This window comes from Oceaniradius stylonematis (assembly GCF_003149475.2).
In the GTDB taxonomy this organism is placed as follows: domain Bacteria; phylum Pseudomonadota; class Alphaproteobacteria; order Rhizobiales; family Rhizobiaceae; genus Roseitalea; species Roseitalea stylonematis.
Map to the genome: position 1 here is coordinate 593,968 of NZ_QFWV02000004.1, position 25,569 is coordinate 619,536.

Annotated in this window: 23 protein-coding genes; 13 read left to right on the forward strand and 10 right to left on the reverse strand. The window is 66.8% G+C overall.

The window, feature by feature from the left end:
* Positions 1 to 6: 6 nt before the first annotated feature.
* The 3 genes from DEM25_RS06565 to hemC form a co-directional block, all read right to left on the reverse strand.
* Entirely contained in the window at positions 7 to 1,611 is a 1,605-nt protein-coding gene (locus DEM25_RS06565) for a COG4223 family protein (protein WP_109765741.1), read from the reverse strand.
* Between the two features lie 92 nt (positions 1,612 to 1,703).
* Positions 1,704 to 2,447, reverse strand: coding sequence for a uroporphyrinogen-III synthase (locus tag DEM25_RS06570; protein WP_109765740.1), 744 nt, complete (start codon positions 2,445 to 2,447; stop codon positions 1,704 to 1,706).
* Between the two features lie 3 nt (positions 2,448 to 2,450).
* Positions 2,451 to 3,386: a hydroxymethylbilane synthase gene (gene hemC / locus DEM25_RS06575; RefSeq protein ID WP_109765739.1), complete on the reverse strand. Its 936-nt coding sequence runs from the start codon at positions 3,384 to 3,386 to the stop codon at positions 2,451 to 2,453.
* A gap of 96 nt (positions 3,387 to 3,482) precedes the next feature.
* Between hemC and tsaD the strand changes: the two genes are divergently transcribed.
* From tsaD to DEM25_RS06595, 4 genes are all read left to right on the forward strand, one after another.
* A complete protein-coding gene (gene tsaD, locus DEM25_RS06580; protein WP_109765738.1) occupies positions 3,483 to 4,565 on the forward strand; it encodes a tRNA (adenosine(37)-N6)-threonylcarbamoyltransferase complex transferase subunit TsaD in 1,083 nt (360 codons plus the stop codon).
* Positions 4,566 to 4,595: 30 nt separating this feature from the next.
* Positions 4,596 to 5,579: an NAD(P)H-dependent glycerol-3-phosphate dehydrogenase gene (locus DEM25_RS06585; RefSeq protein ID WP_109765737.1), complete on the forward strand. Its 984-nt coding sequence runs from the start codon at positions 4,596 to 4,598 to the stop codon at positions 5,577 to 5,579.
* Between the two features lie 2 nt (positions 5,580 to 5,581).
* Positions 5,582 to 6,013, forward strand: coding sequence for an EVE domain-containing protein (locus DEM25_RS06590; RefSeq protein ID WP_109765736.1), 432 nt, complete (start codon positions 5,582 to 5,584; stop codon positions 6,011 to 6,013).
* Between the two features lie 85 nt (positions 6,014 to 6,098).
* The gene (locus DEM25_RS06595) at positions 6,099 to 6,698 is read left to right on the forward strand and encodes a YqaA family protein (RefSeq protein ID WP_158585186.1); all 600 of its coding nucleotides are present in this window, start codon (positions 6,099 to 6,101) and stop codon (positions 6,696 to 6,698) included.
* Positions 6,699 to 6,757: 59 nt separating this feature from the next.
* Here the strand turns inward: DEM25_RS06595 and acs are convergent, their stop codons facing one another.
* Together acs and DEM25_RS06605 are read right to left on the reverse strand one after the other, a co-directional pair.
* Positions 6,758 to 8,713, reverse strand: coding sequence for an acetate--CoA ligase (acs, locus tag DEM25_RS06600; RefSeq protein WP_109765734.1), 1,956 nt, complete (start codon positions 8,711 to 8,713; stop codon positions 6,758 to 6,760).
* A 184-nt stretch (positions 8,714 to 8,897) separates the two neighbouring features.
* Positions 8,898 to 9,836 carry an NmrA family NAD(P)-binding protein gene (locus tag DEM25_RS06605; RefSeq protein WP_196780285.1) on the reverse strand — a complete coding sequence of 313 codons (939 nt, stop codon included), beginning with the start codon at positions 9,834 to 9,836 and terminating at the stop codon, positions 8,898 to 8,900.
* 95 nt (positions 9,837 to 9,931) lie between these two features.
* On the opposite strand from DEM25_RS06605, the gene DEM25_RS06610 reads away from it, so the two are divergent.
* A complete protein-coding gene (locus DEM25_RS06610; protein WP_109765732.1) occupies positions 9,932 to 10,837 on the forward strand; it encodes a LysR family transcriptional regulator in 906 nt (301 codons plus the stop codon).
* On the opposite strand, the gene DEM25_RS06615 is transcribed toward DEM25_RS06610, so the two are convergent.
* Together DEM25_RS06615 and DEM25_RS06620 are read right to left on the reverse strand one after the other, a co-directional pair.
* On the reverse strand, positions 10,780 to 12,024 hold the full coding sequence (locus DEM25_RS06615; RefSeq protein WP_109765731.1) for an MFS transporter: 1,245 nt from the start codon (positions 12,022 to 12,024) through the stop codon (positions 10,780 to 10,782). The two genes, DEM25_RS06610 and DEM25_RS06615, sit on opposite strands and share 58 nt — an antisense overlap.
* 72 nt (positions 12,025 to 12,096) lie before the next feature.
* Positions 12,097 to 12,975, reverse strand: coding sequence for an amidohydrolase family protein (locus DEM25_RS06620; protein WP_109765730.1), 879 nt, complete (start codon positions 12,973 to 12,975; stop codon positions 12,097 to 12,099).
* A 151-nt stretch (positions 12,976 to 13,126) separates the two neighbouring features.
* On the opposite strand from DEM25_RS06620, the gene pyc reads away from it, so the two are divergent.
* The 8 genes from pyc to DEM25_RS06660 all read left to right on the forward strand — a co-directional run bounded on the left by pyc (position 13,127) and on the right by DEM25_RS06660 (position 22,458).
* Positions 13,127 to 16,603, forward strand: coding sequence for a pyruvate carboxylase (gene pyc / locus DEM25_RS06625; RefSeq protein WP_109765729.1), 3,477 nt, complete (start codon positions 13,127 to 13,129; stop codon positions 16,601 to 16,603).
* Positions 16,604 to 16,857: 254 nt separating this feature from the next.
* Positions 16,858 to 17,412, forward strand: a complete 555-nt coding sequence (locus DEM25_RS06630; protein WP_109765728.1) for a biotin transporter BioY — start codon at positions 16,858 to 16,860, stop codon at positions 17,410 to 17,412.
* A 33-nt stretch (positions 17,413 to 17,445) separates the two neighbouring features.
* On the forward strand, positions 17,446 to 18,126 hold the full coding sequence (locus DEM25_RS06635; RefSeq protein WP_109765727.1) for an energy-coupling factor ABC transporter ATP-binding protein: 681 nt from the start codon (positions 17,446 to 17,448) through the stop codon (positions 18,124 to 18,126).
* Positions 18,120 to 18,755 carry an energy-coupling factor transporter transmembrane component T family protein gene (locus DEM25_RS06640; RefSeq protein WP_109765726.1) on the forward strand — a complete coding sequence of 212 codons (636 nt, stop codon included), beginning with the start codon at positions 18,120 to 18,122 and terminating at the stop codon, positions 18,753 to 18,755. The genes DEM25_RS06635 and DEM25_RS06640 overlap by 7 nt, the downstream gene beginning before the upstream one ends.
* A complete protein-coding gene (locus tag DEM25_RS06645; protein ID WP_158585187.1) occupies positions 18,745 to 19,446 on the forward strand; it encodes a nitroreductase in 702 nt (233 codons plus the stop codon). Before DEM25_RS06640 ends, DEM25_RS06645 begins: the two co-directional genes overlap by 11 nt.
* On the forward strand, positions 19,443 to 19,865 hold the full coding sequence (locus tag DEM25_RS06650; protein WP_109765724.1) for a DUF1284 domain-containing protein: 423 nt from the start codon (positions 19,443 to 19,445) through the stop codon (positions 19,863 to 19,865). Before DEM25_RS06645 ends, DEM25_RS06650 begins: the two co-directional genes overlap by 4 nt.
* A gap of 14 nt (positions 19,866 to 19,879) precedes the next feature.
* Positions 19,880 to 21,325, forward strand: coding sequence for a class I adenylate-forming enzyme family protein (locus tag DEM25_RS06655; RefSeq protein WP_158585188.1), 1,446 nt, complete (start codon positions 19,880 to 19,882; stop codon positions 21,323 to 21,325).
* Complete coding sequence (locus DEM25_RS06660; RefSeq protein ID WP_245412780.1) at positions 21,322 to 22,458, forward strand: thiolase family protein; 1,137 nt, start codon at positions 21,322 to 21,324, stop codon at positions 22,456 to 22,458. The genes DEM25_RS06655 and DEM25_RS06660 overlap by 4 nt, the downstream gene beginning before the upstream one ends.
* Positions 22,459 to 22,504: 46 nt before the next feature.
* On the opposite strand, the gene DEM25_RS06665 is transcribed toward DEM25_RS06660, so the two are convergent.
* The 3 genes from DEM25_RS06665 to DEM25_RS06675 all read right to left on the reverse strand — a co-directional run bounded on the left by DEM25_RS06665 (position 22,505) and on the right by DEM25_RS06675 (position 25,361).
* Positions 22,505 to 23,557 (reverse strand): polysaccharide deacetylase family protein, encoded by a 1,053-nt coding sequence (locus DEM25_RS06665; RefSeq protein WP_109765722.1) that lies wholly within the window; start codon positions 23,555 to 23,557, stop codon positions 22,505 to 22,507.
* Positions 23,558 to 23,577: 20 nt separating this feature from the next.
* Positions 23,578 to 24,354 (reverse strand): hypothetical protein, encoded by a 777-nt coding sequence (locus DEM25_RS06670; protein ID WP_109765721.1) that lies wholly within the window; start codon positions 24,352 to 24,354, stop codon positions 23,578 to 23,580.
* A gap of 566 nt (positions 24,355 to 24,920) precedes the next feature.
* Positions 24,921 to 25,361: a hypothetical protein gene (locus DEM25_RS06675; RefSeq protein ID WP_109765719.1), complete on the reverse strand. Its 441-nt coding sequence runs from the start codon at positions 25,359 to 25,361 to the stop codon at positions 24,921 to 24,923.
* Positions 25,362 to 25,569: the final 208 nt, after the last annotated feature.

The following is a 25,569-nucleotide window of genomic DNA, read 5'->3' on the forward strand; positions in this document are numbered from 1 at the left end:
GCTCCCTTACTGCGTCGCGCCGGCCGGGGGCGCGGAGGGACGCGCCGCCGACATGGCGTTGGCGAGAGCGCCGGCGACGAGCTGATCGACGGTCTGGCGCGCGCGGACCCTGTCCATGAAGTCCGCCGAGGCGGCCTTGGCCGGATCGGGGAGCGTCTCCCATTCGGCCAGCGCGCCTTCGAGATTGCCGTCCTTGAGCCGGGTTTCGACGCGGGCGGCGATGGCGCCGGGCGTGTCGCCTTCGGCCTCGCCGACCGGACGCACCTGCACCAGCGACCGGGCGCTCGACATCAGCCGGTCGCCGAGCGAGGCGTTTTCGTCCAGGCCCTGGCCGGTGGCGACGATCCGGTTGGCAACGGCGGCGAAACCGTCGGAGAGTTGCGTGACCGTCGGCACGCCGGAGGCGGCGAAATCGCGCAACTGCGCCACGGTCTCGTCTTCGCCGGCGACCGAGGCATAGGCTTCGAGCTCGGTCGCAAAGGCGCTGCCGCGATCGATGGCCGATTTGAGGCCGGCCGCCGCGATGGCCCGCGCGACGACGGTGGAATCCGCGCCACCCTCGGCCAGCCGGTCCTGCGCCTCCGACAGCGCCGCTTCGTTGGCGTCGATGCGCGCTGCGAGCGCGGCCAGCCCGTCACTGACCGTCGTTTCCATGCCCTGAACGCTGTCGCGCACGGTGCCGACGTCGCCGGCCAGCGTGTCGAGATCGCCGCGCAGCGCATCAAGGTCGCCCTGCACTGCGGCGACGGTTTCGCCGAGCGCCTGCATCGCCTCGGCGCCGGCGGCGTCCGCGCCGCTTGCGGAAAGGTCCGCCATCTGTGCGGTCATGCCCGTCACCTGCGCCTCGATCTGGTCGAGACGGCCGGAGAGGGTTTCAAGTCCTGCGCCTTCGCCGGCGGCGCCCGACGACATGGCCGAGCGCAATGCGTCGATATCGGCGGTCAGCGTCTCGATGGCGGACAGCGCGCTGCCGCTGTCGGCCTGTGCGCTCCGGGCCGCTTGTGCCGCCGCTTCGATCTGGCCGGCCAGTTCGGCGGGCACGGCCGCTTCGCCCGACGCGGGCGCTGCGGCCATCTCGTCGAGACGCGCCTGCAACTGCGCGATCTCGGACTGGACCGGTGCCAGATCGACGGTCTCGGCGGGTGCCGAACCGAAGGAGGGCAAAAGACCGGTCCATTGCAGTCCTGCGCCGGCGACGAGCGCGATCACGCCGCCGATGATGCCACCGGCGATGGCGCCCGAACCGCCGCGCCGCGCGGGCGCGGGAGGGGTCGGTGGCGCTGCACGATGGGTGCGAGGCGTGTCTGCGTCGCCGCTTCTGTCGGTTCCGCCCGGTTGGGCTTTCTCCGCCTTTCCGTCTTCTCCGGCTTTGGCGAATGGCGAAGCTTCATTGCCGGTGGCTGAAGCCTTGTCCCCGGCGGTCGAAGCCCTGGCGCCTGGCTTGGCGGCCTGCTCCATGGCCACCGGTTCCGCCGCCTTGGGCTTCGCAGCCTTTTCGGCCGACGATTTGGAGGCACCGCCGGCGGTCTTCTCCGCCTCGAGATCGATGGTGACGGGCTTGCGTGTGCCGCCTCGTCCCGTGCCTCGCGACGGTCTTGCGCGCTGTGCCATGAACGCTCTCCCTTGAACCAGCGGACCAGATGTTGCCCGGTTCTAGCACGGCGGTGCGGAATCAAAAGCCGTCATTGGTCAAGTGCCGGCAATCAGGACGAAAAATGTCGCCGCACCGTCTCGACGAGCGCGTCGTCACGCGGTGCCGGCGCGGCAACGATCGACGCCTGCGCAAGCCTTTCAAGGGGCTCGCCGGCGCGCTCGGAAATCAGAAAAAGCGTTGTGTTCTCAAGCAATTGTTGGCGACCCGTTGCCTCAAGGGCATCGGCGAGCAGCCGGGCGGACATGCCGGAGTGCAGCAGCATACCCTCGAGATCGGCGCTTTTTAGTGCATTCGTGATTTTGTCAGTCAAGTGACTGACTTTTTGTATTGTGTAGGTCTCGATCAAGGTGACCTTGCGTCCGGTTTCCGACAGGCGCCGCTCCAGTTCGCCCGTCCGCACGCGGCCGCACAGATAGGCGACGGGCGCATCGGCGGGGATGGCATGGCCGACCAGTCCGGCGAGCGCGATGGCGTCGCCGTCGGCGGACCTGACATCGACCATGCCTGCCTCTCGCGCGGCGCGCGCGGTTGCATCGCCCACCGCAAAGACCGGCATGGCGCGCACGGCATCGACCAGCGCCGGCGGCGCGTGGATTATTGCCTTGGCGCTGGTGACGGCCGCCGCGGCACTGCGCCCGGCTTCGGCAATCGTTGCATCCTTCACCGGCAGGTCTACGCTTTCGGTGAACGGGCAGATGATGGCTTCGATGCCGGCCTCACCCAACGCGGCGGCGGTGCGCGATGCGCCCGGCTCGGGCCGCGTCACCAGAACGCGCGGGCGGCGTCCCGTCACCGGTCAGGTCCAGCTTTCGAAAAAGCCGGCGCCGGCACGGGCGCGCAATTCGTCGCCCGCCGTCCGCCCGAGCGTTTCGGGATCGCCGGCGGGGCCGCTCGACGCGATGTCGTGCGAGACCGTGCCGTCCGGCGTCAGGATGGTGCCGAAAAAATCGATCGTATCGCCGTCGATCCGGGCATGGCCGGCGATCGGCGTGCGGCAGGAGCCGTCGAGCGCGGCCAGAAAGGCCCGCTCGCAGGTGAGCGCGGTTTCGGTCGCGATGTGCTTGAGCGGCGCGACCAGCGCGTCGGTGCGCGTGTCGCCGGTGCGGCCTTCGATGCAGATCGCGCCCTGGCCCGGCGCCGGCGGGAAGACGTCCATCGCGATCAGATCGGTGATCACATCGGCCATGCCAAGGCGCCTCAGACCCGCATTGGCGAGCAGCGTGGCGTGCGCGACGCCGTCCTCGAGCTTTTTCAGCCGCGTCTGCACATTGCCGCGAAAGCCGACCACTTCGACATCTGGGCGCGCGCGGCGCACCAGCGCCTGGCGCCGCAGCGAGGAGGTGCCGACGATGGCGCCCCTGGGCAGCGCGTCAAGCGTCGGCGCCGCCTTGCCGATGAAGGCGTCGCGCGGGTCCTCGCGCTCAAGGAACGCGGTCAGCGCCAGACCTTCGGGCAGTTTGGTCGGCATGTCCTTGGACGAATGCACCGCCAAATCGATATCTCCGGACAGGAGCTGCGCCTCGATCTCCTCGGTGAACAGGCCCTTGCCGCCGATTTCCTTGAGCTCGCGGTCCTGCACGCGGTCGCCCTTGGTCGAGATAACGACGATCTCGATCGCCTCGGGCGCCATGCCATGGGCGGCGACGAGCCGGTCGCGCACCTCGTGCGCCTGCGCCAGCGCCAGCGGGCTGCCCCGCGTTCCGATCCTGACCGTCTCCGACCCCTGTGCCACGGTTTGCTTGCTCCCCGATCCATGATAGGCGACCTGTTCCCTAACCTGTCTGGCCGAGGGCGGCAATCGACCCTTCGCCCTATCGGAATTTGCGCCATGCCGACCGTGCTGGGCATCGAGACGAGCTGCGACGAAACCGCCGCCGCCATCGTGCGGGCCGGCGCCGGCGACGCGCGCGGCGAGATCCTGTCGAACATCATCTACAGCCAGTTCGGCGAGCATGCCCGCTATGGCGGCGTCGTGCCGGAGATCGCCGCCCGCGCCCATGCCGACAAGCTCGACCGGGTGATCAAGGCCGCGCTTTCAGAAGCGGGCACCGATTGGGACGCGATCGACGCGATTGCGGCGACCGCCGGCCCCGGCCTGATCGGCGGGCTGATCGTCGGCACGATGACCGGAAAGGCGATCGCGCTGGCGCGCGGCAAGCCGTTTCTGGCGGTCAACCATCTGGAAGGCCATGCCCTGACCCCGCGCCTGACCGACGGCCAGCCGTTCCCCTATCTGCTGCTGCTGGTCTCGGGCGGGCACACGCAGATGGTCCTGGTGCGCGGCCTTGGCGACTATGAGCGCTGGGCGACGACGATCGACGACGCGCTCGGCGAAGCCTTCGACAAGACGGCCAAGCTGCTGGATCTGGGCTATCCCGGCGGGCCGGCGGTCGAGAAGATGGCCAGCACAGGCGATCCCGACCGGTTCGCACTGCCAAGGCCATTGAAGGGCGAGGCGCGGCCGGACTTTTCGTTTTCCGGCCTGAAGACCGCGCTGCGCAAGACGGCGACCGATCTGGGCGCGCTGACCGACCGGGACGTCGCCGACCTTTGCGCCGGTTTCCAGAAGGCGGTAACCGAGACGCTGGAAGACCGGGTGACGCGCAGCCTGGCGCGCTATCGCGCCGAGATCACCGACATCTCGCCGACGCTGGTCGTCGCCGGCGGTGTCGCGGCCAACAAGGCGATCCGCGCGATGCTGGAACGGGTCTGCGCCGAGCATGGCTTTGCCTTTCTCGCGCCGCCGATGGAGCTTTGTTCGGACAATGCGGCGATGATCGCCTGGGCCGGGCTCGAGCGGTTCCGGCGCGGCGAATCCGACCCGCTGGATATTGCGCCGCGCCCGCGCTGGCCGCTCGACGGCGACAGCGCGCCGCGGATCGGCTCGGGCCGCAAGGGCGCCAAGGCATGAGGGACGCCAAGGCATGAGGAGCGCGAGACGATGAGCGTGGCGGTGGTCGGCGCCGGCGCGTGGGGCACGGCCCTGGCGGCGGCCATGGCGCGGAACGGACAGCGCGTTGCGCTGTGGGGCCGCGATGCCGGCGTCGTCGGTGAGATCAATACGCGGCGCCGCAACCGCTTCTATCTGGGCGATGCCGATCTGCCCGAGGCGATCGATGCCACGACCGATGCGGGCACAGCGCTGGCCGATGCCGACATGGTGCTGCTGGCGGTGCCGGCCCAGACGATGCGCGCGGTGCTGACCATGATGGTGCCGCATCTTCATCCGCACATGCTGCTCGTCTCCTGCGCCAAGGGCATCGAGCGCGGCTCGGGCGCGCTGATGACCGAGGTGATGGGCCGGACGGCGCCCGCCAACGCCAATGCCGTCCTGTCGGGGCCGAGCTTTGCGGCCGATGTGGCGCGCGGCCTGCCGACCGCCGTGACGCTTGCGATGTCGGACGAAGCGCGCGCGCTCGCCGCCTGCCGGGCGCTTGCCCGTCCGGGACTGCGGCTTTATGCGAGCGGCGATGTCGCCGGCGTCGAATATGGCGGCGCGCTGAAGAACGTGCTGGCGATAGCCGCGGGCATCGTCGCGGGCCGGGGCCTTGGCGCCAGCGCGCAGGCGGCGCTGACGACGCGCGGCTTTGCCGAGATGAGCCGGCTTGCGGTGGCGCTCGGCGCACAGTCCGAAACGCTCGCCGGGCTTTCCGGCCTTGGCGACCTGATCCTGACCTGCGGCTCGGACCAGTCGCGCAATTTCGCCCATGGCAAGGCGATCGGGCGTGGCGAGGACACGTCCGGGCTCAAGCTTGCCGAGGGCGTTGCGACAGCAGGCACCGCCGCGCGCATTGCCGGCGACCATGGCATCGAGGCGCCGATCATCGCCGCCGTCGCGGCGATCGTCGATGGCACCCTTGACGTCGATGCCGCGATCACCACCCTTTTGTCGCGGCCCATCAAACCCGAAACCGAAAAAGGCTGACCATGTCCAATTACTGGCTCTTCAAATCCGAACCCTTCAAATGGTCCTGGGAGCAGCAAAAGGCCAAGGGCGAGGCCGGCGAGGAATGGGACGGCATCCGCAACTATCAGGCGCGCAACAACATGCGGGCCATGAAGCTGGGCGACAAGGCGTTCTTCTACCATTCCAACGAGGGGCTGGAGATCGTCGGCATCGCCGAGGTCTGCGCCGAAATCCACCCCGATTCGACCACCGACGATCCGCGCTGGGAGTGCGTCGACATAAAGGCGGTGTGCGACATGCCGCAGCCGGTGACGCTCAAGGACGTCAAGGCCAACGCGAAGCTGGCGGACATGGCGCTTGTCACCTCGATGCGCCTGTCGGTCCAGCCGGTCACCAAGGATGAGTGGCTGGAGGTCTGCCGCATGGGCGGGCTCGACAACCCGCCGCTCTGAGCCCTCGAAGGGCCGGCCATGTCTCAAAAAAGCCCGGATCGCGGGCGACATCGGGCGAAAAAAACGGGTGCCAGAGCGTTCCAACATGACGGGTCGATCGTTCAAACGCTGGCTGGCGCGTGTGCGCCAGGGCCGGGCCGGCATCACCGGCCTGTTCTGGCTGTCGGCGGGCGAAACCACGATTTTGCCCATGCCGGTCGAGATCGTTCTGATCCCGTTGATGCAGTATGCGCGCGACCATGTGTGGCGCATGGCAACCAGCGTGACGCTTGGCGCCGTTGCCGGCGCGGTTGCCGGTTATCTCGTCGCCTATTTCTTCATGGAAGCGGCCGGCAACAGCTTCGTTGCCCTGGCCGGCTGGCAGGACGAGCAGGCCCGCTTCGCCGAACTGTTCGACCGCTACGGCTTTCTGGCCATCGTTCTGGTCGGCATGTTGCCGCCGATCCCGTTCCAGCTTGCGATCGTGTCGGCCGGCGCGACGGGCTATCCGTTCGCGCTGTTCGTTCTGGCAACGCTCATCGCGCGGGGCATCCGCTATTTCTTCCTTGCGGCGGTCGTCCGCCTTTTTGGTGACCATGTCGCGACCGCCTATCAGAACAACCGTGCGCTGGCGCTGACGGTGCTGATCGCGCTGTTCTTCGGCGCGGTCGGCCTGATCGTCTATTTCGAACGCGGCTTTGCGTAACCCGAAAAGCAGACGGCCCGCCAATGGCGGGCCGTTTTCGGTTTTGCCGATCGGGCCGGTCAGCCGGTCTTGTTCTGGCGGTTCTCGATCAGATCGTCGACCACGGAGGGATCGGCGAGCGTCGATGTGTCGCCGAGCGAGCCGAAATCGTCCTCGGCGATCTTCCTCAGAATACGCCGCATGATCTTGCCTGAGCGTGTCTTGGGCAGGCCCGGCGCGAACTGGATCTTGTCGGGCGAAGCGATCGGGCCGATCTCCTGACGCACATGCTGGACAAGCGCCTTGCGCAGGCCGTCATCGCCGTCATAGCCGCCCATCAGCGTCACATAGCAATAGATGCCCTGGCCCTTGACCTCGTGCGGATAGCCGACAACGGCCGCTTCCGACACGGAATCGTGGCTCACCAGCGCGGATTCCACCTCGGCCGTTCCCATCCGGTGGCCGGAGACGTTGATGACGTCGTCGACGCGGCCGGTGATCCAGTAATAGCCGTCGGCGTCGCGCTTGCAGCCGTCGCCGGTGAAATATTTGCCCTTGTAGGTGGAGAAATAGGTCTGGATGAAGCGCTCATGGTCGCCATAGACCGTGCGCATCTGACCCGGCCATGAATCGACGATGCACAGATTGCCCTCGGCGACCGTCTCCGAATGCACCTGGCCCTCATTGTCGACCAGCTGCGGCTGGATGCCGAAGAAGGGCCGCGTCGCCGAGCCCGGCTTGAGCTTGGTGGCGCCGGGCAGCGGCGTGATCATGATGCCGCCGGTCTCGGTCTGCCACCATGTGTCGACGATCGGGCATTTCTTCTCGCCGACGACATTGTAGTACCATTCCCACGCCTCGGGATTGATCGGCTCGCCGACCGAACCCAAAAGCCGCAGCGTCTTGCGCGAGGTGCGATTGACGAAAGAGACGCCGGCGCCCATCAGCGCGCGGATCGCGGTCGGAGCAGTGTAGAAGATCGTCACCTTGTGCTTGTCGACCACGTCCCAGAAGCGCGAAGCGTCGGGATAGGACGGTACGCCCTCGAACATCAGCGTCGTCGCGCCGTTACACAAGGGGCCGTAGACGATGTAGGAGTGGCCGGTGACCCAGCCCACATCGGCGGTGCACCAGTAGATGTCGCCATCCTGGCAATCGAAGACATATTGGTGGGTCATCGATGCGTAGACCAGATAGCCGCCAGTCGTGTGCAAAACGCCCTTGGGCTTGCCGGTCGAACCGGACGTATAGAGGATGAAGAGCGGATCCTCGGCCTTCATGCGTGCCGGCTTGCATTCCGGCTTCTGCTCGCTGACGGCTTCGTGGTACCAGACGTCGCGGTCGGAGAACCATTCGATCTTGCCGGCGGTGCGCCGGACGACCATCACCGTATCGACCTCGACCCCCTCGCGCTCGGCCACCTCGACGGCCAGATCGACATTGTGCTTGAGCGGAACCTTCTTGCCGCCGCGCAGGCCTTCGTCGGCCGTGATGACGAAGCTGGACTCGCAGCCGACGATGCGGTCGGCGAGCGCGTCGGGCGAAAAGCCGCCGAAGACGATCGAATGCACCGCGCCGATCCGCGCGCAGGCGAGCATGGCATAGGCCGCCTCGGGGATCATCGGCAGGTAAAGCGTGACGCGGTCGCCCTTCTTGACGCCGCGCGCCTTCATCGCGTTGGCGAGCCGGCAGACCTCGTCATGCAGTTCGCGATAGGTGATCTTCTTGTCGTCGTAGGGATTGTCGCCCTCCCAGATGATCGCCACCTGGTCGCCGCGCTTTTCCAGATGCCGGTCGATGCAGTTGTAGGAGACGTTGGTGACGCCGTCCTCGAACCATTTGATCGCGACCTTGCCGGTGAACGAGGTGTTCTTGACCTTGGTGTAGGGCTTGAACCAGTCGATCCGCTGGCCGTGCTTGGACCAGAAGCCTTCGGGGTCGTCGACGCTCTGCTGATACCAGGTCTTGTAGGTCGCATCGTCGATCAGCGCCTTCTTCTTGACCGCCGCGGGGACCGGATACACTTCACCTGACATCGAAAACCTCCACTTGGTTCGCGGGCACGCCGCCTTCACTCCCTGATGCGACGGACGGCTGGGCCGCCCGCGCGGGTCGGCACGGGTGTAGCGCGAAGTCTTCGTTGGCGTAAATTAGACCATGGATAGCGCAACGCCCGCTGCGGCCGTGCGGCGTATCCGACATTGGGCGAAGACGGGCGGCTTATGCGCCGCCCAGCGCCTGTGCGGCGACCGCTTCGGCAAGCGCCGTCTCCAGCGGCGTGTGCGGCTCGGCGCCGATCAGCGCCTCAAGACGGCTGTTGTCCAGCGAATGGGGCGTGTCCCACAGATAGCGCATCTTGACGACTTCGCGCACCAGCGGGTTGAACAGGCCGATCACCCGCATGATCGCCCAGGGCGCGGCGCCCTTCCTGAGCGGCCGGCCGACAGCGGTCTCCATGGCGGCATGAAACGCTTCTCCCGTCACCGTGTGGCCGGCAAAGTGCAGCCGGGCAAACGACGGGAGCGTCTCGCGCCTGTCCGCCACCATGACGAAAGCGCGGGCAAAATCGGGCATAAAGGCGAAGGCGTGGTCGATATCGCGCCGGCCCGGCCAGACGACGCGGCCCTTCTTCAGATCCTTGGCGATGACCAGGTCGAACCAGCTTCCGTCCACCGGTCCGCCGAAAAAGTCGCCGGCGCGCAGCACGACCGACCGCAGGCCGGTCTCGCTTTCGGCGCGCAGCCGATCCTCGATGGCGACGCGGATGCGGCCTTTTTCGGTGTCGGGCGCCATCGGCGTGTCCTCGGTCAGTCCGGGGCGGACCGCGGTACCGTAATTGTAGACATTGCCGGGCAGCATCACGGTCGCGCCGGCGGCCCGGGCGGCGGCGATGACGTTTTCGGCCATCGGCATGGCGAGCTCGTCCCATTTGTCATAGGGCGGATTGAGCGCGTGCAGGATGACGTCCGCGCCGGCGCAGGCGGCGATCATGGCCTCGCGGTCCATGGCGTCGGCCTCGACCGGTTCGACGCCGGCGGGCAGCCGGCCGAGCTTGGCGCCGCGGGCGATGCCGCGAACGGTCCAGCCGGCCTCGATGAAAGCCTCGGCGGCGGCGTGCCCGATCCGTCCGGCCGCGCCGGCAATAACGATTGTGCTCATCGGTTGCATCTCCTCAATCCTGATGATGCGCCATGATCGGCCATCGCCAGATGAATGAATAGACAAGAGTTCGACTGTCTAATATTCATTTTCGAATGGATGGAACGCGCTTCGACTGGAACCTGATCCGCAGTTTTCTGGCGGTGCTCGACGCCGGCACGCTGAGCGGCGCGGCGCGGCAGTCGGGCATTTCGCAGCCCACTCTGGGACGGCATGTGGGCGAGTTGGAGGCGCAGACGGGCCTTGTCCTGTTCGAGCGGGGCCGCGCCGGGATGATGCCGACCCAGGCTGCCTTGCGGATCGCCGACGAGGCGCGGGCGATGCGCGACAGCGCGGCGGCGTTTTCGATGGCGGCGACCGATCAGGAAACGCGCGTCGAGGGCACGATCCGGCTCACCGCCAGCCGGGTGATGGCGACCTTCGTGCTGCCGCCGGTGCTGACGGCGCTGCGCGCGGCCGAGCCCGCGCTTGCCATCGAACTGGTGGCGAGCGACGGCATCGAGAACCTTTTGGCGCGCGATGCCGACGTCGCCGTGCGCATGGTGCGGCCGACCCAGAACGATCTGATCGCGCGCAAGATCAACGATTTCGTCATGGGCGCCTATGGGCACGAGGACTATCTCGCCCGCGCGGGCACGCCGCGGACGATCGACGATCTCTACCGGCACACGCTGATCGGCTATGACCGGACGGATTTGATCGAGCGTGGCATGCGCGCGCTGACGGGCGGCTATGACCGCGATGCCTTCCAGATCCGCACCGACGACCAGATCGCCTATTGGGCGATCGTCGAGGCGGGCGCCGGCATCGGGTTCGGGCCGCGCTTTGTCGCCCGGAGGAACCCGGCCCTGCACAGGGTTCTGCCCGATCTGCAGATCGCGCCGCTGCCGGTCTGGCTCGCCTCGCACCGCGAATTGCGGCACAGCGCCAAGGTGCGGCGGGTCTATGACTTCCTTGCCGACACGCTGTCGGCGCTGCCGCTCGACCGGGACGGCAAATAGCCGATGACGAGGCTGCTCGCCCCGACCGCCAGAACGATCAGCGACCAGCCGGTGAAGACCAGCGCCAGCGAGAATGTTTCGGCGAGAGCGCCGACGAAGGCGGGCATGAACAGCAGACCGGCATAGCCGAAGGTGGTGATCACCGCGATCGCAACGGCCGGCGGAAGGCCGGGATAGGCGCCGGCGGCGGAAAACAGGATCGGCACCATGTTGGCCATGCCGAGACCGGCGATGAAGAAGCCGGCGCAGGCGACGAGGAAGCCGGGTGCCGTGCCGGCGATGGCCAGCCCGGTCGCCGCTACCGCAGAACTGGCAAGGAAGATGCGCCGGTCGCCGAAACGGGCGCGCAGCCCGTCGCCCAGAAACCGCACGGCGGCCATCGTCGCCGAGAACGCCGCGAACGCATAGCCGCTGACGACCAGCGGCGCGCCCAGCTCGTCGCGCAGATAGAGCGCGCTCCAGTCGATCACCGTGCCTTCGGGCGCAAACGCCAGAAGCGTCAGGATGCCGAGCCCGTAAATTCCCGCCTCGCGCGGGATGCCGGTCCGACGAGGCGTGCGGGCCTCGCCGGTTTCACTTGCGTCGACGCCGAATTCGTCGGGCCGGTATTGGCGCCATGCCCACAGCGCAACGGCCAGGCCGATCGCGCCGACCGCCAGCGCATGGCCCATCTCGCCGAGCGTGACGATCATCGCGCCGCCGGTCAGTCCGCCGACCATGCCACCGAGCGACCAGAAGCCGTGAAACGAGGACATGGCGGGCCGGCCGGCGGCCTTTTCGACGCCGATGCCGTTGGCGTTCATCGCATTGTCCATCGCGCCCAGAAACGTGCCGAGCCACAAAAGCGCCAGCGCGGCGGCCGGCAGCGAGGGCGCGAGCGTCAGAAGAACCAGCGAAGGTGCCAGAAGCACCGACGTCCAGCGTACCACCGCGACCGAACCCAGCCGCGTCACCATCCAGGCGCCGCCGATCAGTGCGATCACCGCGCCGATGCCGAACAGCACGATCAGCCGTCCGAGCACCGCCTCGCTGATGCCGAGCCGTTCGACGAGCACGGGGATCTTGGTCGCCCAGTGGCCGACCATGAAGCCGTTGACGAAGAATGCCGCAAAGACGGCCAGCCGTGCCAGTTTCAGGCGCCTGATGTCGGGCGGCATGCCGCTTGCGCTGGTTTGAACGGTCGACATGACGGCTCCGCAAAGAACAGCTTTCCTTAGAGCGGTTTCCGCGCTTCTCAAAGCGGTTTGAGAGCAGGGGCGTCAGAAGCCGTACAATTGCGCCGGATTGTCGACGAGAATGCGCTTGCGCGTCGCCGCGTCGGTGACGACGCGCAGCAACGCATTGAGCAGGACACCCGCGTCGGGCATCTGTGCATCGGCCAGCATCAGATGCGGCCAGTCGCTGCCCCACAGGCACCGTTCGGGATTGGCGGCCACCAGCGCGGCGACGAGCGCATCCGTCGCTTCATAGGGCGCGCCGGCGAGACGGTAGAGGCCGGACAGCTTGACCCATGCCCTGCCGCCTGCGAGCAGCGCAAGGAGGCGCTGGAAACCCGGTTCGTCCGGTCCCGCCGCGACATCGGGCCAGCCAATATGGTCGAAGACGACATCGACCGGCATGGAGCGCACGCCGTCATCGAGTTCGGCCATGTGGCGGTGCGTGTTCATCAGCATCTGGACATGCAGGCCGCGCGCCTTCAGCCGGTCGGCCATGGCGGTCACGCCGGCCCAGCTCAGGACACCGCCATGGACATAGTTGAGCCGCACGCCCGACAGGCCCGCTTCGGCGAGCGCGTCCAGTTCGGCGTCGGTGGCTGCATCGGTGACGAGCCCGATGCCGCGCGCCCGGTCGCGCCCGAGCCGGGCGACGGCGGCCTTGGTCACCGCATTGTCGGCGCCATAGAGGATCGAATGGACGATGACGACGCGGTCGAGGCCGAGCGCGGCCATGTGCCGTTCATAAAGCGCGATCCAGCCCTCGAAATCGAGGTCCGGCGCGGGGTCCTCGACGCGACCGTCCCAGAGGTCGAACTCGCCCGGCGCCGCGACCATGTGGATGTGGGCGTCGCAGGCGCCCGGCGGCAGCGGCCGGTCCGGGCTTTGGGGAACGGCGACGGGCATTTCGGCATGGGGCTTCATGGCAGGTCCGGTGCAAAGGCGGTTGACGTCGGCGGCCGGCTTAACGCGTTTGCGCCGTCACGCACAGGTGCCGACCGTCATGTTTGCGCCGCACAATGCGAACCGCTAAAGAATGGTTGCGCCCTTCCACCCTTGTCCGGGAATTCCTGCCTTGACCATCACCAAACTGCTCGTCGCCAACCGCTCCGAGATCGCCATCCGCGTGTTCCGCGCCGCCAACGAGCTTGGCATGACAACCGTCGCGATATGGGCCGAGGAGGACAAGCTGGCGCTGCACCGGTTCAAGGCCGACGAGAGCTATCAGGTCGGCCGCGGCGGGCATCTGGACAAGGATCTCGGCCCGATCGAGAGCTATCTGTCCATCGAAGAAGTGATCCGCGTTGCCAAACAGTCGGGCGCCGATGCGATCCATCCCGGCTACGGGCTTCTGTCGGAAAGCCCCGAATTCGTCGATGCGTGCGATGAAGCCGGCATCATCTTCATCGGGCCGCGCGCCGACACGATGCGCGCGCTCGGCAACAAGGTCTCGGCCCGAAACCTCGCCGTCGAGGCGGGCGTGCCCGTGGTGCCGGCGACCGAGCCGCTGCCCGACGACATGGACAAGGTGCGCGCCATGGCCGCCGAGATCGGCTATCCGGTGATGCTGAAAGCGTCCTGGGGTGGGGGCGGACGCGGCATGCGCGCCATCCGCTCCGAGGACGATCTGGAACGCGAGGTGACCGAGGCCAAGCGCGAGGCGATGGCGGCGTTCGGCAAGGACGAGGTCTATCTGGAAAAGCTCGTCGAGCGGGCCCGCCATGTCGAGGTGCAGATCCTCGGCGACACGCACGGCAATGTCGTTCATCTGTTCGAGCGCGACTGCTCGATCCAGCGGCGCAACCAGAAGGTCGTCGAACGCGCGCCGGCGCCCTATCTCGACAATGCGCAACGCGCCGAACTGGCCGAACATGCGATGAAGATCGCCCGCGCCACCGACTATGTCGGCGCCGGCACGGTCGAATTCCTGATGGATGCGGATACCGGCTCGTTTTACTTCATCGAGGTCAATCCGCGCATCCAGGTCGAGCATACGGTTACCGAGGAAGTGACCGGCATCGACATCGTCAAGGCGCAGATCAGGATTCTCGAGGGCGAAAGGATCGGCGATCCGGCATCGGGCGTGCCGGCGCAGGAGGACATCGCGCTGCACGGCCATGCGCTGCAGTGCCGTATCACCACCGAAGATCCCGAGCAGAACTTCATTCCCGATTATGGCCGGATCACCGCCTATCGGGGCGCGACCGGCTTCGGCATCCGGCTCGATGGCGGCACGGCCTATTCGGGCGCGGTGATCACGCGCTTTTACGACCCGCTTCTGGAAAAGGTGACGGCCTGGGCGCCGACGCCCGAAGAAGCGATCCGGCGCATGGACCGGGCGCTGCGCGAGTTCCGCATCCGCGGCGTCGCCACCAACCTGACCTTCCTTGAGGCGATCATCGGCCATGAGGATTTCAAGGCCAACCGCTACACGACCAAGTTCATCGACACGACGCCGGAGCTGTTCGCCGCCGTCAAGCGCCAGGACCGGGCGACCAAGCTCCTGACCTATCTGGCCGACGTCACCGTCAACGGCCATCCCGAGACCAAGGGCCGGCCGAAGCCGCCCGCCCATGCGGTGCCGCCGGAACCGCCCTTCGTCGGCGGGCCGGTGCCCGAAGGCGGCACCAAACGGATGCTGGACGAGATGGGGCCGGCGAAGTTCGGCCAATGGCTGCGCGAACATGATCCGGTGATGATCACCGACACGACGATGCGCGACGGGCATCAGAGCCTGCTCGCAACGCGCATGCGCACCTACGACATGGGACGGATCGCCGGGACGTATGCGCGCGCGCTGCCGAACCTTCTGTCGCTGGAGTGCTGGGGCGGGGCGACCTTCGATGTCTCGATGCGGTTCCTCACCGAGGACCCGTGGGAGAGGCTGTCCGTCATCCGCGAGGCGGCGCCGAACATTCTGTTGCAGATGCTGCTGCGCGGCGCCAACGGCGTCGGCTACACCAACTATCCCGACAATGTGGTCAAGCACTTCGTCCGGCAGGCGGCGAGCGGCGGCATCGACCTGTTCCGCGTCTTCGATTGCCTGAACTGGGTGCCGAACATGCGCGTCGCCATGGACGCGGTCGCCGAGGAGAACAAGATCTGCGAGGCGGCGATCTGCTATACCGGCGACATCCTCAATTCGGCACGGCCGAAATACGATCTGAAATACTATGTCGGCATGCTCAGGGAACTGGAAGCGGCCGGCGCGCACATGATCGCGGTCAAGGACATGGCGGGCCTTCTCAAGCCGGCCGCCGCGACGGTGCTTTTCAAGACGCTGCGCGAGGAAACGGATCTGGCGCTGCATTTCCACACGCACGACACGTCCGGCATCGCGGCGGCGACGATCCTTGCGGCGATCGATGCCGGCGTCGATGCGGTCGATGCCTCGATGGACGCCCTGTCGGGCCTGACGGCGCAGCCCTGCCTTGGTTCGATCGCCGAGGCGCTGACCGGCACCAAGCGCGATCCGGGGCTGGACCCCGAATGGATCCGGCGCATTTCCTTCTACTGGGAAGCGGTCCGCGCCCAGTACGCCGCCTTCGAGAGCGATCTGAAGGGGCCGGCGTCGGAGGTCTATCTGCACGAAATGCCGGGCGGGCAGTTCACCAATCTGAAGGAACAGGCCCGCTCGCTCGGCCTCGACACGCGCTGGCACGAGGTCGCCCGCGCCTATCACGACGTCAACATGATGTTCGGCGACATCGTCAAGGTGACGCCGTCCTCCAAGGTGGTCGGCGACATGGCGCTGATGATGGTCAGCCAGGATCTGACGGTCGCCGATGTCGAGAACCCCAAAAAGGACATCGCGTTCCCGGACTCGGTGGTCTCGATGATGCGCGGCGATCTGGGTCAGCCGCCGGGCGGCTGGCCGGAGGGCATCCAGAAAAAGGTGCTCAAGGGAGAAGAGCCCTACACCGACGTGCCTGGCTCTCTGCTTCCGCCGGAGGATCTGGACGCACGTCGCGCCGAAATCGAGGACAAGCTCGGCCGCGAACTGAACGAATATGAGTTCGCCGCCTATCTGATGTATCCCAAGGTGTTCACCGACTTCGCGCTGGCGCAGGACAAATACGGGCCGGTCAGCGCGCTGCCGACACCCAACTATTTCTACGGTCTGCCGGCGGCCGAGGAGGTTTTCGTCGACATCGAAAAGGGCAAGACGCTGGTCATCCGCTGCCTTGCCGTCGGCGAGCCGGACGACAAGGGCATGGTGACGGTGTTCTTCGAGCTGAACGGCCAGCCAAGGCGCATCAAGGTGCCAGACCGGGTGCACGGCGCCGAAAGTTCGGTCGCCCGGCGCAAGGCCGAGGACGGTAACGAGGCCCATGTCGGCGCACCGATGCCGGGTGTCGTCTCGACCGTCTCGGTGGCCGGCGGCCAGGAGGTCAAGAAGGGCGACGTGCTGGTGTCGATCGAGGCGATGAAGATGGAAACCGCACTGCACGCCGAACGCGACGGCACGGTGTCCGACGTTCTGGTCAAGGCCGGGGACCAGATCGACGCCAAGGATTTGCTGGTGATTTACGCCGCCGGCCAGGCGGAATGAGGGCCGCGCCCCGCGGTGAATGCGACCTTCGGCACTTTTGGTTCGTCACCACTTACCTTATTATGTGAGTGGTTGCTTACTGAAAAGCGCCGGCCGGTCACCGGCACGGCGCGACCGGGCTTGAGCGGCGGGCAATGCGCCCTTGGCGTGACGGGGCGAATTGGCCTAAACCGCATCCCGAACGATGGGACGTCGCTCGGAGATGGGGCATTCCGCCCGCCGGGTCTCCTCGCATTCAGGATCACAAAGCTCAGATGACCAACGAAAAAACCCGCGACATCGTCCTGATCGCACTTTTTGCCGCGATCATGGCCGTGCTCGGCGTCTTCCCGCCGATCACGCTGCCGCTCGTCGGCGTGCCGATCACCGCCCAGTCGCTTGGCGTGATGCTGGCAGGCGGCATATTGGGCGCACGGCGGGGCGCGCTCGCCATGGTTCTTTTCCTGGTGCTGGTCGCTGCCGGCCTGCCGCTCCTGTCCGGCGGCAGGGGCGGTTTCGCGGTCTTTCTGGGGCCAAGCGGCGGCTTTCTGGTCGGCTGGATCGTCGCCGCCTTCGTCGTCGGTCTGATGGTCGAACGGTTCTGGCCGCGGCTCGGCCATGTCAACGCGTTCGCCGCCTGCGTCTTCGGCGGTATCGTCGTCCTCTATGCGATCGGCATTCCGTGGATCGCGTTCGCCGCCGAGATTTCGATCGCGCAGGCCTTTGTCGGCTCGATGCCGTTCGTGCCGGGCGATGTGATCAAGGCGGTCATCGCCGCGACCGTCATCGTGACCGTGGCGCGGTCCTACCCGGTCATCGTGTCGCGCTAGCGGACCCATCTTGCACGCGGGAAGGCGCAGCCATTGATCCAGCTTGAAGGGGTGACCGTTCGCAAGGGCGATACGCTCATACTAGACGCGATCTCGGTGACGCTCACCGAACGGCGGATCGGCATTATCGGGGCGAACGGATCGGGCAAGAGCACGTTCGCGCGGCTGCTCAACGGGCTGGAACGGCCGACCACAGGCACAGTCCGGGTCGACGGGCAGCCGACGGACCGGAAATCGCCGCTGGGCAAGGTGGGCTTCGTTTTCCAGAATCCCGACAACCAGATCGTCATGCCGCTGGTCGATGAGGATCTGGCGTTCGGTCTTCGAAAATCCGGCCTGTCGAAGTTCGAGATCGGTGCGCGCGTGCGTAGCCATCTGGACCGGTTCGGGCTCACCCACCTGAGCGAGCGGCGCACCCACGAACTGAGCGGCGGCGAAAAGCAGCTTGTCGCGCTGATCGGCGTTCTGGTGATGGAGCCGGCGATCATCGTGCTGGACGAGCCGACCACATTGCTCGACCTGCGCAACCGGCGCATACTGGTCTCGTTTCTGGACAGGCTCGACCAGACGCTGATTGTGGTGAGCCACGATCTGGAGCTGATGGCGTCGATGGACCGTCTCATCTGGATTGACGAGAGACGGATTCGCGGCGACGGCGATGCCGGCGACATTGTGCGCGCCTACCGGGAGGCGATAGCGACCGAACCATGCTGACAAGCGATTACGTCCCCGGAGACAGCGCCGTTCATCGCGCCCGGCCGCTGATCAAGGTCGGCCTGCTGTTCGTCTTCTGTACATGGCTTTTCTTGCAGGAGGGCTGGCTGTCGCTGAGCGTCGCCGGGATGGCACTGGCGGCGCTCCTTGCTGTCGCGCGCATTCCGCCGAGGATGGTTTTTGCCGCCGTCCGTCCGGCCCTGTGGGTGCTTGGCCTGATCTTCCTGGCGCAGCTCTTTCTCGCCGACTGGCGTTTCGCCGGCTTCGTCGTGCTGCGCTTTGCCGTGATGATCCTCGCCGCGTCGCTTTTGACGCTGACCACGCGGACGAGCGATCTGGTCGAGGCCATCGAAGGCGCCTTGAGCCAATTTCTTCCGCAAAGATCGGCCGAAGCGATCAGCCTCGCCCTGTCTTTGTGCCTGCGCTTCATCCCGAGGGTCCGCGACATCTTCGATGAGGTGAAGAATGCGCAAAGGGCGCGGGGGCTGGGGACGAGCTGGCGGGCGCTGGTCACGCCGACCATCGTCCGGGCGCTCAAGTCGGCCGACGAGATCGCGCGGGCCATCGTGGCGCGCTCGCCTGGCCCCGCCGACGGACCGGCAATGCCGGATGGCCGCCATGTCCGGTGACGACGCGACCGAAGCGGACGCCGGGCAGTTCGCCGATCTGGTCCGCAAGCGCCGGTCGGTGCGCGCCTATCTCGACACCGATGTCAGCCGCGCGCAGATCGAAGCCATCCTTGACATGGCACGCCACGCGCCGAGCGGCGGCAACATGCAGCCATGGAATGTCCATGTGCTCGGCCGGCAAACGATCGGCGAGTTGGGCGATGCGATCCGGACGGCGCTCGCCGAGCCCGACTACGTCGAGACAGGCGATTACCGCTACTATCCGGCACGACCCGTCGCGCCCTATGGCGACCGCATCCGGCAGGCGGGCCACGATCTTTACGAGGCGCTGGGGATCGGCCGCCGGGACGTGGCCGCGCGCCGCGAACAGAAGCTGAAGAATTTCGATTTTTTCGGCGCGCCAGCCGGCCTTCTGGTGACGATCGATGCGCGGCTGGAGCGCGGAAGCTGGATCGATGTCGGCCTGTTCCTCAACGCGCTGTCGCTGGCGATCGTCAGCCAGGGGCTCGGATGCTGCCTGCAGGCCAGCTTTTCGAGCCATGGCGATGCGGTGCGGCGGGTGCTGGGCCTTGAGCGCGATGCGCTGGTCGTCTGCGGCGTCGCCGTCGGCCATGCCGACGAGACCCATCCGGTCAACCGGCAGCCGCTGCGCCGTCAGGACGTTGCCGAATTTGTGCGGTTTCACCCATGATCGAAATTCGCGGCCATCATCTGCTGTGCGCCGTAACCTTTGTCGGGCGGGGCTATTCGCGCCGGTTCGAACGCGATTACAGGCGCGTCATCGCGCGCATGAACGACAATGAGGAGATGGTCATCGTTGGCGGGCCCGACGCGATATGCGCGTCGGTAAAGGATTGCGCGGGCAGCCATTGCCATGAGGAGCGGATCGTCGCCCGCGACCGGGCCGCCCTGGCCGCAATATCGGCGCTGACGGGACGCATGCTGACGGTCGGCTCGCGGATCATGCCGCACGATGTCTTCACCGCGCGCCACCGGGCGGCGTTTCGCGATGGGACGATCCGCGCCGCCTGTGCCGATTGCCAATGGTCGGACCTGTGCGACCGGATCGCCGCCGACGGCTTTCAGACGACTTTGCTGGACCGGCGGTGAGGGGATCGGCGGTCATGGCGTCGCGCATTGCATTGTCGATCCTTGAACATCTGCGCACGCGCCCCGGCGCGCCGGTCCTGCATTTCGGAACCGGGACGATCAGCGCCGGCGATCTGGCGGACAGGATCGACCGGCTGTCGCGCGGGCTGCGGTCGCTGGACCGGCATGGGCGCATCGGGATCGCGATGGAGACGGCGCCGGACACGCTGGCGCTGTTCATCGCTTCGCTGATCGCCGCGCGCGAAACCTTCGTGCTCGATCCGTCCTGGCCGGAGGCGACGATCGCCCACGTCACGGCCAGCACCGGGCTCGATGCCGTCGTCGCCCAGATGGACGCAGCGCCCGCCGGGGCGATCGGCGCCGAAACGCTCGCCCGGATGGGTGCCGACGCGCAGGTGCCCTTCTCGATGGATGAGGATGCGGCCGAACCGCTCTTCACCCTCTTCACCTCCGGCTCCACGGGCATGCCCAAGGGCTGCCGGCGCACCGAAACCTCCTGGTTGAGAAGTTTCGAGGCCGACCGCGCGCTCGCCGATCTTGAGGGGCGGGACCTGGTGCTGGTTCCGGGCAATCTGGCGCATTCGCTGTTTCTCTATGCGGCGGTGCGTGGCCTGTGGGCCGGCTGCGCCATCGCGCTCTTTCCCCGCTTTCGTCCGGACCGGGTGTTGGCGCTTGCCGACCGGTTCGGCGATTGCGCCATGTTTGCCGTGCCCACCCAGTTGAGCGCGCTTTGCGCGGCGGCCGAGCGCCGGCATCCGGGCGTCAAGCGCGTGCTGCTCACGGGCTCCAAGCTGCCTTCCGCGGTCGCCGGACAGGCGCGGCACACATTTCCCGGCGCGGCCCTCATCGAGTTCTACGGCACGACCGAACTGAGCTACGTCGCCGCTCGTCATGTCGATGCCAACGATCCGCCCTCGCTGGTCGGCAAGCCGCTTGCCGGCGTCGATGTGATGGTCGTCGACGATGCGGGCGCGCCATGCCCGCCCGGCGCCAGGGGCCGCGTTTTCGTCCGGAGCGGCATGGCGTTCGACGGCTATGTCCGGAACGGGCGCTTCGAGCCGGCAGAGGCGTCGATCGGCGTCGGCGACGCGGGATGGCTGGACGAAGAGGGCAACCTGCATCTGGACGGGCGGATCGACCGCATGTTCCAGTCGAGCGGACGCAACATCGTCCCCGAAACCATCGAGGCGGCGCTTGCGGCGATGGAGGGCATCGAGGCCGCGGCCGTGTTCGGCATCCCGGACCCTGTGCGCGAGCATCGCATCGTCGCGGTGCTCAAGGCGCCGGTCGCGTCCGGCCGGTCGGCGATCGTCGGCGGCCTGAAGAAGAGCCTGCCGCCCTATGCGATCCCCGGACACTATTTCGAATGCGGCGACTGGCCGCTGACCGTTTCGGGCAAGCCGGATCTGGTCACGCTGCGCGAACGGCTCGACGGCGGAACGCTGGAGCCGCTTGCGTGAGCGGCGCGGTGTGGATGGCCGGCGCCCGCCGGACCCCGGTCGCCCCGCGCGGCGGCGCGTTCGCAGGGCTCGACGCGCACCGGATCGGCGCGGCGCCGATCACGGCCCTTGTCGATGACCTCGGCCTTGCCGGCGATGCTGTGGGCTGCGTCATTTTCGGAAACGGCGTTTATGGCGGCGGCAATCCGGCCCGGCTGTCGGCGCTCGCCGCCGGCCTGCCCGAAACCGTTCCGGCGATGACCATCGATACGCAATGCTGCGGCGGGCTGGACGCGATCCATCTCGCGCACAGCCTCGTCGCCTCGGGCGCGCACGAATTCGTTCTTGCCGGCGGCGTCGAATCCTACAGCGCCGCGCCGCGCCGCTTCCGGCGTTCGGCGGCGGGAGAAGCGGATGTCGAATATCAGCGGCCGCCCTTTTCGCCCTGGCCCGGGCGCGATCCGGACATGCTCGAAGCGGCCGCGCTTCTGGCGCGGCAGATGGGAATTACGCGAGCGGAACAGGAGGCGTTCGCCTGCCGCAGCCATGCCGATGCGCTCACCGCGCGGGAAAGGCTCGCCGCCGAATGCGTGCCGCTCGGCGGTCTTGCCCATGACGCGTTCACCCGGCGGATCGGCCCGAAGCTGTGCGCGCGGCTGCCGGTCCTGGCCGGCGATGATGCGCACGGGCTGACCACGGCGACCACGGCTGTCGAAGCCGATGCGGGCGCGGTCTGCGCGATCGTCTCGGACGGTTTTTTGGCGGCCCATCCGCATCTCAAACCGCGGGCGATCCGGGTCGCCGGCGGCCTGTCGCTGGGCGACGATCCCGCCATGCCGGCACTGGCGCCTGTGGCGGCGGTCCGCGAGACGCTGGCTCGCTTTTCCTTGGCGATGGATGGGTTCGACGTGTTCGAACTGATGGAGGCGTTCGCCGTGCAGGCGATTGCGTGCATCCGGCTGGCCGGCTTTGCGCCGGAGCGGACCAATCTGGGCGGCGGCGCGCTTGCGCGGGGTCATCCGGTCGGCGCATCGGGCGCGACCAACGCGGTGCGGCTCTACCATGAAATGCTGGTTCGGCCCGAGGCCGGCAAGGGCCTTGCCGCGATCGCCGGCGCGGGCGGGCTCGCCGCAACGCTAGTGCTTGCGCGGTAAGGCCGGACCCGCGCCGACGCGGGACGGTTTGCGGCAGCCAGCGCCGTCACATCAGCTTGAAGGGCACACCCGACAGCAGCGCCTCGACATAGCGCTTCTTCTGAAAGTGGCCGTTCAGCGAGACGCGCGGCATCGCCGTCGGGTTTTGGAGGCATGCGGCATTCAGCACGCCGGGCTGTGTGGTCACGGCGGCGGCGAAACCGGCATCGGCCACTGCCTTCACCTCGCGCGCGCCGACCGCTTTGGTCCAGCCATAGGGATAGGCAAACGACTGTGGCCGGCGGCCCGCATAGGCTTCGACGGCAGCCCTCGATTGTTCGATCTCGGCGTTCAGCCGTTCGTCGCTGACGCGGCGCAGATTGACATGGGTCATGGTGTGCGCGCCCAGATGCACCAACCGATCTTCGGCCAGTCGGCGCAGTTCCTCCTCATCCATGACAAGCGAATCGACGATGGCCATCGGGTCGATATTGTGAACCTGGCGCGCGACGTCATCGATCCTTTGCACCGCTTCGTCCTCGTCGATCGACTGGACGAAGGCTGCAAAGCGTTCGAAGGCAGCGAACTTGCGGGCCGTCGTTGTGGCCCGGAGGGTTTCCGGCCCGTCGCCGAAATCGAAGTCGATCCTGTCGGCCTTGCGGGCGATGGCGGCGGCGGTCTCCCACCATATGGAGCGTGTACGTTCGACGAAGCCGGGATTGATGAAGATCGTGTAGGGTACGCCGTGCCTGCGGAAGACAGGTGCCGCGAACTCGGCATTGTTGCGGTAGCCGTCATCGAGCGTGAACGCGACGAAGCGGCGCTGGTCGCCGGGCTCGGCGAGTAATGCCGGCAGGTCGTGCAGGTGAACCGGCGTCAACCCGCTTTCGAGCGCGGTCTCGACGGCCTGCTCGAGAAATTCCGGCGTTACGGACAAAAGTGCGTTGGGCGAGAACCTGGTGGTCTCCTGTTCAGGGCGGACGTGATGAAGCGTGAAGATCACGCCACGGCCGGCGGCGGATGGAAACAGCGACCGGACACCAGGCAGGGCGACGGCTTCCAGCCCGGCGCGGATGATGCCGTATTTCAGGTAACGCTTGGCTGTTGCACGCGCTGCCATTTGTCCGCAAGCTCCCTTCGTCAGGTTTGGTGACCGGCTTTGAGGATTCGCCTGGTCAGGACCCGCCCGCCTGTCAGCGGCAGATCGATCAGGCCCGGCCTGGGATCGTTGCGGGCAAAGGTGGCGCAGGCCCGGACCCGTCCGAACGAGCGCAAATCGCCGCCAAGGCCGATGTCCCTGCGGGCCATCAGGCTGGTGGCCGCGACGGCATCGCGGGCCAGATACATCCACGCCGTCCCAGGCGTTGCCGCGGCGGGCGCATTGGGCTGATCGTTGGCAAGCCGCCACAGCATCGTGCCAAGATCGATGCCGGCGGTCGAGCACAGGCCGAACCATGACCAGGGGCGCGGAATGACGTCCAGCAGCCTGAGCGAACCATCCCTTTGGTCGCGCTTGAACTCCACTTCGACCAGACCATGGTGGCCGAACGATGCGAGGATTGTGCGGGCCGCTTCGACAACGCCCGGCTCCTCGACGATCTCGACGAATGTGCTCTTACAGCCGAAATCGACCGGATACTGCCGGGTGCGGCGGGCGGTGAACTCGGCGACCGGCTTTCCATTGTCCCAGAGGGCGGCGTAGGAGAACTGGTCCTCTGCGGCCTTGAAGAGAAACGGGATGGCGCCTTCATCGAGCGGCCCGGGCCAGCCGATCTGGTGCTTTACATGGCGCAACGAGCCGGGGAGGGGGGAATCGTTGCTGATATGGGAAACCGGGACGCCGGACGCGCCCAGACTGCGCGCCAGGGCCAGCGCGCCATGCGCACCACCCAGAACGAATGCGCCTCGTTTGTCCATCGTCAAGAGTTCCCCAAAACCTCACGTCAGGTTAGCTGGGAATCACTAAGAAAGAGCTATGGGTGGCCGTGCCGATTGCGCGCGTTTCTTCGCCGGGCCGCCGAGGACATCGGCCGCACTGGCCGGGGCCGCCGCCAAGGCCATGATCGGGCCGGATTTCGGTCTCGCCAAAGGCATGGCACAGCCATGCCCGCGCCCTGCGCATTGCCGCACAGCGTGCCGAAAACCGTCAGTGTCGGTCTGGAATTTTGGAGCGGGCGATGAGATTCGAACTCACGACCCCAACCCTGGCAAGCGTGAGATTGCGAAATGCAGAACCGGCCCTGTTGAACACAAAACGGAACGAAACGGCACGAAATTGATGATCTTGAGCCGCCAATCGGCCCAGTCGCTGTTGGCCGATTGGCGGCATTAATCGAAATGTGCTCGATCGTGCAGGTCCAGGCTCGGTCACCGCGCTGGAACCGCACTTTCTCCAGAGCGTGACCTCAGGAGGCAACTGCATCTTCAATTCGCTGATGAGGCCCAGAGAGCCGCCACCGACCAAAGGCTGCCGTGACCTGCACTCAGGCGTTCAGGCCGGCGGCGCATGCGCGAAAGTCTTGCACTGCTGGAGCTGCGCCATCGAGTGAAACAGGAACGGACCTGTCGCCAAGAAGAGCTGTTGCGGTGTGGTTGAACTCGAGGCCGTTTAGTACGTTGCCGAAGCCGCTGTCAGTGACCGTTAGGGACCGGCCTTCATCCGAGGCAATGTGGCGGTCTGTCGTGATGGTAAGCCCTCTCGGGCCATCGAAACGCATGGCAAAGATCGGGCCGCCAGGCCAGGGCTCCACCGTTCTGACCTCGATTGCGTATTCTGCTATCGCGGGATCGTACGTCACGCGGACGAAAGCGTTTTCACCGTCGTGAATGAGTTCGCAAACTCGGCCAGGCCTGGTCTCCCAGGCCAATGCAGGCGTCGCGCTCAGCAAGATGACCGCAATCGCGCGCGAGAATCGGATCAGCATTTGGGCTCTGACGCCTCCGCGTATCAAGACCGTTGCTTGATGGAGATGGAGCAAAGCGAGGGGCCGTCAATTGGGCAATGGCGGCCCAGACAGTCCAAACTGCTGGTAGCGCGTTTTCGAGCCAGAGCTGCCGTTGGCGGGCGAAGTCCGGTTTCGGCCCAATGCTGGCCTTCGAGTTCAGCACGGGCAACGTCTGCAATTGGTGGCA

Bases quoted from the DNA above. Each gene is read 5' to 3' on its own strand.
- DEM25_RS06565 (WP_109765741.1), bottom strand. From the start codon at position 1,611: ATGGCACAGCGCGCAAGACCGTCGCGAGGCACGGGACGAGGCGGCACA.
- tsaD (WP_109765738.1), top strand. From the start codon at position 3,483: ATGCCGACCGTGCTGGGCATCGAGACGAGCTGCGACGAAACCGCCGCC.
- DEM25_RS06585 (WP_109765737.1), top strand. From the start codon at position 4,596: ATGAGCGTGGCGGTGGTCGGCGCCGGCGCGTGGGGCACGGCCCTGGCG.
- DEM25_RS06590 (WP_109765736.1), top strand. From the start codon at position 5,582: ATGTCCAATTACTGGCTCTTCAAATCCGAACCCTTCAAATGGTCCTGG.
- DEM25_RS06595 (WP_158585186.1), top strand. From the start codon at position 6,099: ATGACGGGTCGATCGTTCAAACGCTGGCTGGCGCGTGTGCGCCAGGGC.
- acs (WP_109765734.1), bottom strand. From the start codon at position 8,713: ATGTCAGGTGAAGTGTATCCGGTCCCCGCGGCGGTCAAGAAGAAGGCG.
- DEM25_RS06605 (WP_196780285.1), bottom strand. From the start codon at position 9,836: ATGAGCACAATCGTTATTGCCGGCGCGGCCGGACGGATCGGGCACGCC.
- DEM25_RS06610 (WP_109765732.1), top strand. From the start codon at position 9,932: ATGGATGGAACGCGCTTCGACTGGAACCTGATCCGCAGTTTTCTGGCG.
- DEM25_RS06615 (WP_109765731.1), bottom strand. From the start codon at position 12,024: ATGTCGACCGTTCAAACCAGCGCAAGCGGCATGCCGCCCGACATCAGG.
- DEM25_RS06620 (WP_109765730.1), bottom strand. From the start codon at position 12,975: ATGAAGCCCCATGCCGAAATGCCCGTCGCCGTTCCCCAAAGCCCGGAC.
- DEM25_RS06630 (WP_109765728.1), top strand. From the start codon at position 16,858: ATGACCAACGAAAAAACCCGCGACATCGTCCTGATCGCACTTTTTGCC.
- DEM25_RS06640 (WP_109765726.1), top strand. From the start codon at position 18,120: ATGCTGACAAGCGATTACGTCCCCGGAGACAGCGCCGTTCATCGCGCC.
- DEM25_RS06645 (WP_158585187.1), top strand. From the start codon at position 18,745: ATGTCCGGTGACGACGCGACCGAAGCGGACGCCGGGCAGTTCGCCGAT.
- DEM25_RS06650 (WP_109765724.1), top strand. From the start codon at position 19,443: ATGATCGAAATTCGCGGCCATCATCTGCTGTGCGCCGTAACCTTTGTC.
- DEM25_RS06655 (WP_158585188.1), top strand. From the start codon at position 19,880: ATGGCGTCGCGCATTGCATTGTCGATCCTTGAACATCTGCGCACGCGC.
- DEM25_RS06665 (WP_109765722.1), bottom strand. From the start codon at position 23,557: ATGGCAGCGCGTGCAACAGCCAAGCGTTACCTGAAATACGGCATCATC.
- DEM25_RS06670 (WP_109765721.1), bottom strand. From the start codon at position 24,354: ATGGACAAACGAGGCGCATTCGTTCTGGGTGGTGCGCATGGCGCGCTG.
- DEM25_RS06675 (WP_109765719.1), bottom strand. From the start codon at position 25,361: ATGCTGATCCGATTCTCGCGCGCGATTGCGGTCATCTTGCTGAGCGCG.